The organism is Haloferula helveola, assembly GCF_037076345.1.
GTDB lineage: Bacteria > Verrucomicrobiota > Verrucomicrobiia > Verrucomicrobiales > Akkermansiaceae > Haloferula > Haloferula helveola.
In genome coordinates this window covers 2010945-2024175 of sequence record NZ_AP024702.1, presented here as the reverse complement: position 1 = coordinate 2024175, position 13231 = coordinate 2010945, and the positions used below count along the sequence as shown (strand labels likewise).

Here is a 13231-nt window from a genome sequence, read left to right as displayed (position 1 = left end):
CCTTCTTCCGATGAAATACCGAATCGAGCACCTGACCCAGTACGACTACAGTCAGGAAGTGTCGGCGTCGCACCACCTCGCGCGGCTGAAGCCGATGACGGGCGAGGGGCAGGACGTGCTGGAGTTCGAAATGGAGGTCGAGCCCGAGCCGGCCGACGTCCGGATTTCGCGCGACTATTTCGGCAATGAGGTCCAGCGCTTCGCCCTGCAGGAGCTTCACACCAGCCTGAAGGTCAAGACGACCAGCCTCGTCACCGTCAGTGGAGAGGATGTCGGGTTGGTGTCGCTGCCATGGACCGCGGTGCGCGACGAGGTTCGCGTCCAGGGTTCCCGCGACTATCCGGACGCCTGCGAGTATGTGTTTGCCTCGGGCGTGGTTCCGGTCGGGCGCGAGTTCGCCAACTACGCCTCCCGTTTCTTCAAGGACGGCACGCCGGTGCTCGAGGGGGCACGCGAGCTGACGCGGGCGATTTACGAAGAGTTCTCCTTTGATCCTACGGCGACCACCGTATCGACGCCAGTGGCGACCGTGCTGAGGAAAAAGAAAGGCGTGTGTCAGGACTTCGCGCATTTCCAGATCGCGTGCCTGCGCTCGATCGGGTTGCCGGCCCGCTACGTCAGTGGCTACGTCCGCACCGAGCCACCGCCCGGTCAGCCCCGGATGCAGGGTGCGGATGCGACACACGCGTGGGTATCTGTGTACTGCCCGGGTCTCGGCTGGACCGAGTTCGATCCGACCAACGATCTCGTGCCGACCGACACCCATGTCCGCCTCGCCTACGGCCGCGACTTCTCCGATATCAGCCCGCTTCGTGGAACTGTCGTCGGCGGCGGTGGCCAGCAACTTACCATCGGCGTGACCATGACGCCGATGGAGGAGTGAGCTTGGGGAGGCGGCTCGGAGACCCTTTTTCGTAGCCGCCGGGAGGCCGCGAATACGTAGTCCCCCGAGGCCACTTGTTGCTTGCCTGTCAACGACTTCGGGAGGATGGTCCGGCCCATCATCCGGGGGAAACATGAAACACGGTAGCCGCGCGTACGGACGTCTGGAAAATCTGGGAGGAAGCAACCGCGTCAGCCGGCTTCGCAACCTCGTAGTCGGAGCTCTGGTTTTCGGAGTCGGGACGGTGCCTGCGGTGCAGGGTCAGGAGGAGGTCCCCCGCCAGTTCCCCCCGGGCGCGATTCAGAAGACCGGTGATTTGCCTGCGAGCCCGTTTCGGGACCGTCTCGAAAGCCTGCCGGCCGCCGCGCGGGAGAAGGCACTCGCTCACTTGCGGAGCTTCCACTTTCCCGCGTCGGACGTCGATTCACTGCAGGTCGATCCGGATGGTGGCATCTGCTACGCCTGCAGCTTCGGTCACACCCACCGTCTGGAAGATCCCGCTCCCGCTCCGGCGGAAGAGCCGACCGATCCAACCCTTGGCGAGGCGGCCGTGCCGGTCAGCCCCTTTCCGGAGCACCTGAAATTCCACAGCCGTCCGGGACTGACGAAGCGGATCTACATCAACTTCTCCGGCCAGAACGTCACCGGAACCGCATGGAACAACAGCCTCGGTCGCTCGACGATTTTCGCTCTGCCCTTCAGCACCGATTCGGACACATCGACCTTCAGTGACTCCGAGCAGGCGGCGATCAAGCGCATCTGGCAGCGGATGGCGGAGGACTTCGCTCCCTTCGATATCGACGTCACCACCGAGCCGCCGCCGTCGATCAACAACACGACCGCGGTGGTTCTGATCACCCGCAATACCGATGCGAACGGTGATCCGAATCCCTCGACGGGTGCCGGCGGGGTTGCCTACGTCAACGTCTTCGGTCGCTCCGATTTCATTTCGACCTACAGTCCCGCATGGGTCTACTCGAACAATCTGGGCAACGGCGACGCGAACATCGCCGAGGCCGCTTCCCACGAAGCAGGTCACAACCTCGGGCTCAGTCATGACGCCACGTCGACCTCAAGCTACTACGGTGGCCATGGTAGCAGCAGCAATCCGATCTCGTGGGGCCCGATCATGGGCACCGGCTACGGCCGCAACGTCACCCAGTGGTCGAAGGGCGAGTACTACAACGCGAACAACACGCAGGACGACCTGGCGATCATCGCGGGCAAGGTCTCCTACCGTTCCGACGATCATGGCAACACGCCGGGTGCCGCGACGCCCCTGTCGATCACCGGTGGCACGACGGTCAGCTCGACCACGCCGGAGAACGATCCGACGAACTCGAATCCGGCCAACAAGGGGATTCTGGAGCGGAATACCGATGTCGACGTGTTCTCCTTCGTCAGCGGAGCGGGGACGGTGACGCTCAACGTGAACCCGTGGGACCAGCCGGCGGGTACCAACGGGGGCAATCTGGACGTCCTGCTCGAGCTCCGGGACGAGAACGGTGTTCTCATCGCGACGGACAATCCTTCCGGGCTGACCACGGCTTCGATTACAGCGACGGTCGGGCAGGGTGTTTACTACCTCTACGTGCGCAACACGGGCACCGGCGATCCGTTGTCTTCGCCGCCGACCGGCTACACCGCCTACGGCAGCATCGGCCAGTATTTCATCAGTGGCACGATCGTCGACGGCTCCGGGATCATCATCGCGCCGGTCGCGGAGGCCCAACTCGATGACCTCGCCGACAGCGGTCAAAGCACCCACACCTTCACAGTCACGTATTCAGACGACCTTGGCGTAAATGTCGCATCCATCGGAACGGGCGATGTCCGGGTCACGGGGCCGGGTGGCTACGACCAACTCGCCCAGTTGGTTTCCGTCGATCAGGCGACCAATGGCACGCCGCGCGTCGCGACCTACTCGGTGTCACCCTCGGGCGGAGGCACGTGGTCGGCCGCGGACAACGGCACCTACGTGGTCACGATGCAAGCCACGCAGGTGCAGGACATCCAGGGGGCTTCGGTGGCCGACGGTGTGCTTGGTCAGTTCGAGATCGACATCCCGGTGCCGCTCTTTTCCTCGAACATGACGACGGATCCGGGTTGGACGCTCGGGGCGAACTGGTCCTACGGCCAGCCTTCCTATGGCAACGGCGGTCCGAATGGCGGCTACACCGGCACCGATGTGATCGGGCACAGCATGAGTTCGGATTACGCCAAGGGTCTGGCCATGTCCTACGCCACGACGCCTCTGATCACGAATGCCGGCGGGTCGAGTTCTTTGACGCTCAAGTTCCGCCGCTGGCTCGGTTTGAAGCGGAATGACACCGCCATCGTTCAGGTTTCGGGCGATGACGGTGCGACTTGGTCCACACTGTGGTCCTCGACCGCCAACCTCAGTGACTCTTCGTGGCAATCCGTGCAGTACCCGTTGCCCCTGAGCGTGATCGGCTCGTCGCAGATCCGTTTCCGCTGGGGCCTCGCGAGTCTCGACGGTCGTGGAAACTCGCCGACGGCCATCGGTTGGCACATCGATGACCTCGAGCTTCTCGGGGGCGGAGCACTCGACGCCAGCCCGCCGTCTCCGGCACTGAGTGCGGCCGACATCACGGATGCCGGATCTCCGACCCAATCGTGCACCGTGACTTTCACCGACGCCACCGCGGTTCTCGGATCGAGTGTCGACGTCACTGACCTACTGGTGACCGGCCCGGCCGGGCCGTTGAATCCGTTGACAATTTCTTCAGTCGGCACCGATCTCACGGGAAATGGTTCACCTCTCGGAGCAACCTACACGATCGACGCACCGGGTGGAACTTGGGAAGCGGTCGACAATGGGGTTTACACGATCACACTGCAGGAAGGCGCGGTTGAGGACACCCTCGCCAACACCACTCCGGAGGCGGTGCTCGGGAATTTTTCGGTCAACATCAGCACGCTCACTCCCGGAGTGCTCGCCATCACGGCAGGTGGTGATCTGGAGGCGTCGGGAACCGCAGGCGGACCGTTCGCTCCGGCATCGGTGCAATACACGCTGACCAATACGGGCGAGGATGCCTTGGATTGGTCGGTGTCGAAATCAGTGGCATGGCTCGACCTCAGCGCGACCGCCGGCACTCTCGCGGGTGGTGCTTCCGCCTTCGTGACCGCTACGGTCAACGCCGCTGCCGACACCCTTGCGGTCGGGTCCTACAGCGACTCGATCATCTTTTCCAACGACACCAACACCAACGGCAATACCACCCGGAGCGCCCAGGTGACGGTGATGCCGATCCCGGTAACGGTAACGCTTGGGAACCTGAGCCAGACTTACGACGGCGGTGAGCGGCCTGTGACGGTTACTACGGATCCGACCCCGGTGGCATACACGGTGACCTACGACGGGGCGACGAGTGTGCCGGTCGACGCGGGCAGTTATGCGGTGGTGGCGACGGTCACCGAGCCGAACCACACCGGTTCCGCATCGGGCACTCTCGTTGTAGCGAAGGCTTCGCAGACGATCAGCTTCGACCCCTTGGCCGATCTTCAGTCGACTGCCGCGCCCCTCACTCTCGGGGGCTCCGCGAGCTCCGGGTTGACGGTGAGCTACACCAGTTCCGATCCTTCGGTGGCAACGGTGTCCGGAGATCAACTGACCCCAGTCGGGCCCGGCACCACGACGATTGCCGCGACCCAGTCCGGCGACTCGAATTTCGAGTCGGCCACACCGGTGACCCAGACGCTGACCGTCATCGGCCCGGTCGATCACTTCACGATTTCCAGCATCGGCTCTCCCTTGGTTGTCGGCACGCCGGTGGGCGGCATCACGCTGACTGCGATCGATGCCGTCGGGCAAACCGCGAGCGGTTTCAATGGTGCGGTGACCTTTGGCGGGACCGGTGGTTTCACGGGAACTTCGGCATCCTTTGCCGATGGAGTGCTGACCGGTGTGACCGTCACTCCAACCGTTGCGGGGACCGACCTGACGCTCACGGTGGACGACGGTGCGGGTCACACGGGCTCCGTGACCATCGCCTTGATCCAGAGCCGCTTCGAAGTGTGGTCGGGTGGTGCGGCATTCGACTCCGACTCGAATGGCGACGGGGTTCAGGACGGCCTGGCATGGCTACTTGGTGCGGCTGATCCCGGGCAAGATTCGCTCCAGTGGCTTCCCAGTGCTCAGGAAACCGGTGGCGGACTCGTGCTGTCCTTCCGTTGTCTCAATGCGGCGGCACGAGGTGGTGCTACTCTGGAACTCGAGCATAGCTCGTCGCTGGGAACGGAAGCCCCATGGTCTTCGGTCGCGGTGCCGGAAACTTCCGGCAACCACGGCGGCATCGACTTCACCATCACTCCCGATGGTGACTACAACCAAGTGAGTGTGACCGTTCCCGGCGGTGTCGCAGGCAGGCTCTTCGCCCGCTTGCGCGGCACCGCGGCCCCATAGCGGAGGTGCGCTGAAGAGCCACCATTTCCAAGTTGCGGGGCGGTGGGGGAACGTCGGATGATTCTCGAATCGTGGACGATCCCAAACCTCCGCCACCGATGCCCCAAGGCTCTTCCCAACCAGCCATGGGCGACGACGTCGGCATGCGGATGCTGCTGCCGGTCGGCCGCTCGGGATGGGCCATTGCCGCCGGCTATCTCGGCCTGATCAGCCTTGTGATCGTGCCGGCGCCTCTGGCGCTCATCGTGTCCATCGTGGCAGTTCGCGACATTCAGAAGAGCCGTCGCACGGGGAAACCGAAGCACGGCATGGGTCGCGTGATCTTCTGGTTGATCATGGGCGGACTCGGAACTGTCGTGTTACTCGTCATCCTCGCGGACTTCTTTAGCAGTCGGTAGGTCCGCACCTTTTTCATTGAGGTCGAACTCTCGTCTCTCACCGCCCGTCTCCGGTGTAGATGATCTTGCCGTCTTTCGGGGCCTGGGGCCACGGGGTGGTTCCGGGTGCCCACTCGGTCGGTTGGGTCGCGCGGACCTGCTTGACCAGTTCCTTGAGCCAGTCGGGAGCGTTGGCATTTTCCTCCTGACCGTAGACCCACGGAAGGGCCGGGCTCATGAGCCGGTCCATGCCTTCGAGCGGCGGGCGTTGCTTGCTGACGGTGTCGAGATGGGAGGATAGTTCCTTCGCGATCTCCGGAAGCTTGCCGGCGAGGTCGGTCTTCTCCGACGGATCGGCTTCGAGATCGAACAGCTCCTTGCCGACGAGCTTGTATTTCCCCCGTCGCATCGACGGCGGGCGAACGCTGCCGGTGATTTCAAAGACGATCTCTTCGCGGGGGCTTTCGGCGCCGGCGAAAAGCGCTTCGGTCATGTTGATACCGTCGAGCGGGCGTTCCTGTTCGAGTGATGCTCCGGCCAGTGTGGCGAAGGTTGGGAACAGGTCGGTCACGTGCATCATGGCGGAGTTGGTGCCACCGGCCTCGAGCTTGCCCGGCCACCGCATCACGCATGGCACGCGGACCCCGCCTTCGTAGTTGGTGTTCTTCGTGCCGCGGTAGGGGGCGTTCTGCTCCGGCGTGAGGCCGCCGTTATCGTTGGCGAGGATGACCAGCGTGTTGTCGCCGTAGCCGCACTGGTCGACCGCTTCGACGATCCGCCCGACCGCGTCGTCGAGGCACTTCAGCGCGGCGTAGCGCTTCTCGTATCGATCGGTGTAGCGCGGAATCTCTTCAAGCGGTCCGTGAATGGCGTTGAACGCGACATACATGAAGAGCGGCTGTGCCTCGCCGGAGGTCTGCTGCTTCATCCTGTGCTGGGCGATCACGCGAACCGCTTCGTTGGCGATCAGGTCGGTGCTGTAGCCGGGTTCAAGGATCGGCTGTTGGTTGCGGTGCCAGTCGTACACCGCGTAGCGCGCGGGCGCGTTGTGCGGGATGGTTTTGTTGTTGTAATCGATGCCCCAGCCGTAGTGGCCGTACTGGTGCATGAAACCCTGACCCATCGGCAGTTGGCCCGGCAGCCATTCGCCGCAGTGCCACTTGCCGACGATCGAAGTGAAGTAGCCTGCCTCCTTGAGGGCCTCGGCCACGGTGCGTTCCTCGGTGGCGAGACCGTGGATTCGGCGGGTGTCGTCGCCGGCCTCGTTCTTCGCGAGCTTCATGTCGAGCATGGCGAGGTAGCTCGGCTTGCCGAAGTCCTCCGACCTCCAGTCGGCCCAGGTGCGGAACGCATACCGGCCGGTCATGAAGGCTGCCCGCGTCGGCGAGCACACCGCATGGACGTAGAACTGGTCGAGGCTGACTCCGGCCTTGCGGAGTTGGTCCATATGCGGGGTCCACTCGGCCTTGCCGCCATTGAAGGCGGGTTCGTTCCACCCCATGTCGTCGGAGAGGATGAAGATGATGTTGGGTTTGGAGCCGTCGGCCGGCGACGCCAGCGCGTTGCCGGCGAGGCCGAGGAAGAGAATCAGCAGGGATTTCATGAGTTTCAGACGTTGCAGGCTTCGATCGATTGCTTGAGTTCCTCCAGGGGGTTTTCGCCGGGGATCCATTCGTGTCCGACGTAACCGGAGTAGCCGGACTTGAGGATGGTCTTCATCAAGGCGGGGTAGTGGATCTCCTGGTCCGGCCCCAGATATCCCCGGCCCGGATTACCGGCCACCTGAACGTGACCGACGAACTCCGCATACTTCTCGAAGCGACGGATCAGGTCGCCGTCCATGATCTGGATGTGGTAGGCGTCGAAAAGGATCTTCAGTCCGGGCGAGGAGACGGCACGAACGATCTCCATGCAGTAGTCGATGTGGTCGCCTTGGTAACCGGGGTGGCCTTTCATGTCTTCGGCGACCCGCGAATTGAGCGGCTCGAGCACCATCGAGACTTTGTGTTTCTCTGCGAGGGCGGCCATCTTCTTGTAGCCCTCGATGCAGTTGCGCATGCCTTCTTCGGGGTCGACCACGCCGCCGTTCGGTTGGTCGGAGGTGTCGGCCATGCCAGTAAAGGTCATCACGTTGGGAAAGCCCCACTCACCGGTGGCGACGATCGCCTTGGTCAGCGCGTCGAAACATTCCGCATGATGACCCTTGTGGTTCATGCCACGGACGAAGGTGTGCGATTTGGTGGCTGCGCAAACGAGCCCGGCTTCTTTGAGAAGCGGCCATTCTTCGATCGGGAACAGTTCGACACCGGCGACGCCGAGTGCCTTGGCGTGGTGGACGAGGTCGGCTGGACTCCATTTGGCGGCGCTGAAGAACGGCCATGCGGCGATCACCTGCCGGATTCCCTTCGGCTTTTCCTCCGCGGCGAGGGTCCGGGAAAGCGGCAGTGCGGAGGCGGCGAGGGTTCCCAGAAAAGCGCGTCGGTCAGGCATGGTCGGGTTTGCGGGTGGCTGGTGGGGGAATGTCCCGGGGTGGGCCGGGGATGCAGGCATTTACGTCCGGGCGGGAGGATACTGACCTCGGAATGACGAGATAACGCCGTCTCCTTGGTCCGCCTGTCACGGGCCCGGTTGGGAGCGGACCATCGTGTTTTGGAACAGGAGCACCTTCCACGCGCCGTTTTCGCGCGCGAAGACCCTCGTGAAGGTGAAGGTGTCCGCCGGCACCGGATTCCCGTCGCGGATCGCCTTGGCGTGGATCGTGCCGGTGGCGACCGCGAGGTCGGTGTCGAGGAACCACTCGATCTCGGGTGTTTCGTACGACTCGAATTGCAGGATGCCTGTTTCGATGTCGCTGAGGAATTCGTCCTTGGTCAGGCGCGTGCCGAACACGTTGTTGTGGATATGTCGGTCGGAGAGCATGTCGCGGAGCGTCGTGACATCCTCCGCGACGTAGGCGGCGACGAGCGCGTCGTTGATCGCATTCATCTCCGCTTCGGTGGGTTTCCGTTCGGTCGCTGCGGGGCGGGAGCAGGATGCCAGCGCGAGCGCCGGGACGAGCATGAATCCAAGTCTCATGAAGGAAGGGTGCTAGCCGGTATCCCGTGGAACGACGATCAGAAACGGGGAGTGAAAGGGGTTCGGGCTGCCGGAAAGGCGGGCGGGGTTGACGCAAATCCCGCGAAGAAATGAGGGGCTAGGTTTCGTATGAGCCGATGTGATGCGTCGGATTCCCTGCTGCATTCTGCTGGGCCTCGCGGGCTTTCTGCCCGCGCAGGAGCCGGCGGTATCGGGTCAGGCGATCTATGCGGAGCATTGCGCTTCCTGCCACGGCAAGGACGGCGAGGGGAATCCCGACGAGGTCGACGAGCCTCTCTACGGCGAGCGCACCTTGGAGTCGCTGGCCCGCTACATCGACCGCAAGATGCCCGAGGGCGAGCCGGAGCTTCTCGACGCCGCGGAGTCGCAGCGGGTAGCGGACTACATCTACGGCACGTTTTATTCGGCAGAGGCAAGGGCGAAACGGCAGCCGCTTCCCGAGGCGGCATTCGCGCGATTGACCAACCGTCAGTTCCGCGAGTCGGTCGCCGATTTGCTGGGGAGCTTCGGCAAGCCGACGCAGCCGGGCGAAGGCCGCGGACTCAGGGCGCAGTACTTCGATTCGGACGGGATGAACAAGAAGGCGCGCAAGGCGCTCGAGCGCGAGGATCGCGCTTTGGCCTTCGACTTCGGTGAGGGACCGCCGCTCGAGGGGATGAAGGCGGACCAGTTCTCGATCGCGTGGGAAGGATCGCTGCTCGCGCCGGCCACCGGGTGGTATGAGTTCAAGGTGGCCACACCGAATGGCGCGCGGCTCTACCTCAACGGCGACCAGCAGGAGGGTGACGGGAATTTCCGCGACGACAGCGGTGCCAAGCGCCAGCCGGCATTCATCGACAGTTGGGTCAGCTCCGGCGCCGAAGTGCGTGAGAAGACCGCGAGGATGTTCCTGCTCGGCGGGCGCGCCTATCCGATCCGGCTCGACTACTTCAAATACAAGGACAAGCGGGGGATGGTCCGGCTCGAGTGGAAGTCGCCTCGTGGAGAGTGGGAGGTTCTGCGGGCGCCGTATCTGTCACCGTCGAGGGCGGTCCGGGTCGGAGTGGTCAGCACCCGCTTTCCCGCCGATGATGCCAGCGAGGGCTACGAGCGTGGCACCGGAATTTCGAAGGACTGGCACGAGGCCACGACCAAGGCCGCGATCGAAGTGGCGAACCAGGTAGTCTCACGACTGCCGCACCTGAGCCGCGTGCCGGACAACGACCCCGAGCGGGCTCGGAAACTCAAGTCGTTCATTGCGACCTTCGCCGAGCGTGCCTTCCGGCGTCCGCTGGACGAGGAAACGCGCCGGCTCTACGTCGATCGTGCCTTCGCCGATGGCACGCCGCCGGATCGCGCGGTGAAGCGCGCTGTGATCCTGATCCTCAAGTCGCCGCGCTTTCTCTACCCCGAGCTGGGAGCGGAGAAGGATGCCTTCACGGTGGCGACGCGGCTGGCATTGGCGGCTTGGGATTCCTTGCCGGACCGCGAGCTGTTCGAGGCGGCGAAGGCAGGCCGGCTCGGGTCACATGATCAGGTGCTCGCCCAGTCGCGCCGGCTGATGGCCGACCCCCGGGCCAAGGCGAAGGCGAACGAGTTCTTCCAACGCTGGCTGAAGCTGGATGCGGAGGGGGACTTGCGGAAGGATCCCGAGGCGTTTCCGGAGTTCGATGCCGAGCTGGTGGCCGACCTGCGGCGCTCGCTCGAGTTGTTCGTGGAACGCGTGGTCTGGAGCGAAAAGTCCGATTACCGCGAGCTGCTTCAGGCCGACTATCTCCTCTTCAATGATCGGCTGGCGAAATTCTACGGGGTGCAGGTCCCGGAAGGTGGCGGGTTCCAGCCGGTCAAGTTCGATGCCACGCAGCGAGCCGGAGTGATCACGCATCCCTATGTGCTGGCGCGGCTTGCCCACCCGGACGCCACATCGCCGATCCACCGCGGGGTGTTCGTCACCCGCAACCTGCTTGGTGGTTTGCTCAAGCCGCCGCCGGAAGCGATAGCCTTCGAGAACCACAAGTTCGACCCGAAGATGACGATGCGCGAGAAGGTCGCGGAATTGACCCGCGACGCGAACTGCATGACCTGTCACGAGACGATCAACCCGCTTGGCTTCACGCTGGAGAACTTCGATGCGGTGGGTCGCTACCGGACGACCGAGGGTGACCGCGCGATTGACCCCGAGGCCGACTACCACACGCTGGAAGGCGAGACGCTGCGGCTGCGTGGACCGCGGGATTTGGCCGACCACGCCGCGACTTCGGCCGGTGCCCGCCGGGGATTCATCCGCCAGCTTCTCCAGTATGAGCTGAAGCAGAATCCCGCCGTGTATGGCCACGATACGCTGACCAGGCTCGAGAACTCCTTCACCAAGTCCGGACAGAACGTCCGCAATCTGCTCGTTGAAATCACCGCGATGGCCGCCCGCCATGGCATTCCCGACCCCGACCAAGCCCGTCGATGAACCTGACCAGCCGCCGCCAGTTCCTCCGCCAACTCGGCCTTTCCGCCGCCGCGTTGCCGTTTCTTCCCGCGTTGCCGTCGCTCGCCCAAGGCAAGCCCGGTGCCCGGACGCAGCGGGTCATTTTCGTGTTCACGCCGAACGGTACGATCCCCAACGAGTTCTGGCCGGATCAGATCGGGCCGGACTTCCAACTGAAGCGGATCCTCGCGCCGCTCGAGCCGTTCAAGAACCGGCTGATGACCCTGAAGGGCGTTCACAACCGGATCCGCGGCGACGGCGACGGGCACATGCGCGGCATCAGCTGCCTGCTCACCGCCGACGAGCTTCTGCCGGGCAATATCCAGGGCGGAAGCCACAAGCCGGCTGGCTGGGCGCGGGGAATCTCGATCGACCAGGAAATCCGGAACTTCCTCCAGGCCCGACCGGAGACGGCCACGCGTTTCGGATCGCTGGAGCTGGGGGTTGCGGTGCCCAACCGGGCGGATCCATGGACCCGCGAGTCGTACGCCGGACCGAACCAGCCGTTGGCTCCTCTCAGCGATCCCTACGCGATGTTCGACCGACTCTACGGCAGCATGAAGGATCGTGAGAACCTCGGCAGCGTGCTCGACGAGGTCCGCGATGATCTTCGCTCGATCGCCTCCCGTGTCGACAAGTCGGAGCGTGAGCTGCTCGACCAGCACGCGACCTTCGTCCGGGAAATGGAGCAGGACCTCCAGAGCAGCGGAACGCAGCAGCTGATGTTCCCGCCGCCGGCGCTCGAAGCCGGAGTGGCGCTCGACAATGACGGCATCCCGAAGATCAGCCGCATGCAGGGCGACCTGCTGGTCAATGCCTTCGCCAACGACATGGCACGGGTAGCGACGCTCCAGTACACCAACAGCGTCGGTCAGGCCCGGATGCGGTGGCTCGACATTCACGATGGCCACCACCACCTGTCGCACGAGCCCGACAACAACGCCGACGCGCAGGAGAAGCTGGTCAAGATCAACACCTGGTTCTGCGGTGAGATCGCCAACCTCGCGCAGAAGCTCGAAAGCACACCGGAACCCGGTGGCGAGGGCACGATGCTCGATCACACGACCATCGTCTGGACGAACGAGCTGGGCAAAGGCAACAGCCACACGCTCGACAACATTCCGTTCGTACTGATCGGCGGCGGGCTCGGCTTCCGGGCGGGTCGCGCGATGCAGTTCGACAACGTTCCGCACAACCGCCTGTGGCTGTCGCTCGCCCATGCCTTCGGTCACCACATCCCGGTATTCGGCCAGCAGAAGTTCTGCGACGGCGGGGCGCTGGCGCTCGGCTGATGGTAGGGACGACCGCCTCGGTCGTCCGCCGAGTAAGGTGAACGGCGGTCCGCGAGAACCTTCGCGGTCGGGCGAGGGCGCCCGACCCTACCCCGGGGAGCGGGCTGGAACGACCGCCCCCGGTCGTTCGTCGCGACTCGTCGCTTACGGCAACCCGGGCAGCGGGTTGTAGCGGCGGATACCGAACTCGGAGGGGCTCAGCAGGCTGTCGTCGTTGCGATCGCGACGGGAGAATTCCCTAAGCGTTTTCGACCAAGGGTTCGTTGACGGCTGGGTGTCGGAGAACTCAAGCGGATCGAGAAAACCGTCGTGGTCGGCGTCAGCCAGTTGGAAAGCCTCGAGCTTGTCCGGCTTTCCGCCGGCCTGGCCGCCACGCGATGCCCGGAACTCGGTTCGATCAATGCGGTCGTCCGAATTCGCGTCCGCCCAGTTGAAGCGGAAGGTGGCCAGAACCTGCGATGCCCTGCGACCCTGGGTCCTGAGCCATTCGACGGCATCAAGGAACTGATCTTTGTTCAGGTCCGCTTGGTCGAACTTGCGGTCGACACGCTGGGTTGGGCCAGCTTGGGCACCTCCGACAAAAACCGCCGCGATGAGCAGCGGACAAATGAGCCGTTTCATGTTTGGTTAACGGATGCTAACTAGTTTGCGGCTCCCTGACCGTCAAGCGATTGTGTGAGGGCCGGAAAAGGTGGT

The 13231-nt window shown here is 63.9% G+C and carries 9 protein-coding genes; 5 read left to right on the top strand and 4 right to left on the bottom strand.

Annotated features, from left to right (window positions below):
• Positions 1 to 10: 10 nt before the first annotated feature.
• From HAHE_RS07375 to HAHE_RS07365, 3 genes are all read left to right on the top strand, one after another.
• Entirely contained in the window at positions 11 to 883 is an 873-nt protein-coding gene (locus HAHE_RS07375) for a transglutaminase family protein (RefSeq protein ID WP_338689824.1), read from the top strand.
• Between the two features lie 133 nt (positions 884 to 1016).
• A complete protein-coding gene (locus HAHE_RS07370) occupies positions 1017 to 5312 on the top strand; it encodes an MBG domain-containing protein (protein WP_338689823.1) in 4296 nt (1431 codons plus the stop codon).
• Between the two features lie 125 nt (positions 5313 to 5437).
• The gene (locus tag HAHE_RS07365) at positions 5438 to 5710 is read left to right on the top strand and encodes a hypothetical protein (protein WP_338689821.1); all 273 of its coding nucleotides are present in this window, start codon (positions 5438 to 5440) and stop codon (positions 5708 to 5710) included.
• A 37-nt stretch (positions 5711 to 5747) separates the two neighbouring features.
• Here the strand turns inward: HAHE_RS07365 and HAHE_RS07360 are convergent, their stop codons facing one another.
• The 3 genes from HAHE_RS07360 to HAHE_RS07350 all read right to left on the bottom strand — a co-directional run bounded on the left by HAHE_RS07360 (position 5748) and on the right by HAHE_RS07350 (position 8764).
• On the bottom strand, positions 5748 to 7292 hold the full coding sequence (locus tag HAHE_RS07360; protein WP_338689820.1) for an arylsulfatase: 1545 nt from the start codon (positions 7290 to 7292) through the stop codon (positions 5748 to 5750).
• A 5-nt stretch (positions 7293 to 7297) separates the two neighbouring features.
• Positions 7298 to 8179: a TIM barrel protein gene (locus HAHE_RS07355; RefSeq protein ID WP_338689819.1), complete on the bottom strand. Its 882-nt coding sequence runs from the start codon at positions 8177 to 8179 to the stop codon at positions 7298 to 7300.
• A 126-nt stretch (positions 8180 to 8305) separates the two neighbouring features.
• On the bottom strand, positions 8306 to 8764 hold the full coding sequence (locus HAHE_RS07350; protein WP_338689818.1) for a nuclear transport factor 2 family protein: 459 nt from the start codon (positions 8762 to 8764) through the stop codon (positions 8306 to 8308).
• Between the two features lie 142 nt (positions 8765 to 8906).
• Between HAHE_RS07350 and HAHE_RS07345 the strand changes: the two genes are divergently transcribed.
• The gene (locus tag HAHE_RS07345; protein ID WP_338689816.1) at positions 8907 to 11225 is read left to right on the top strand and encodes a DUF1592 domain-containing protein; all 2319 of its coding nucleotides are present in this window, start codon (positions 8907 to 8909) and stop codon (positions 11223 to 11225) included.
• Entirely contained in the window at positions 11222 to 12535 is a 1314-nt protein-coding gene (locus tag HAHE_RS07340) for a DUF1552 domain-containing protein (RefSeq protein ID WP_338689815.1), read from the top strand. Before HAHE_RS07345 ends, HAHE_RS07340 begins: the two co-directional genes overlap by 4 nt.
• Positions 12536 to 12679: 144 nt before the next feature.
• On the opposite strand, the gene HAHE_RS07335 is transcribed toward HAHE_RS07340, so the two are convergent.
• Complete coding sequence (locus tag HAHE_RS07335) at positions 12680 to 13156, bottom strand: hypothetical protein (RefSeq protein ID WP_338689814.1); 477 nt, start codon at positions 13154 to 13156, stop codon at positions 12680 to 12682.
• Between the last annotated feature and the right edge of the window lie 75 nt (positions 13157 to 13231).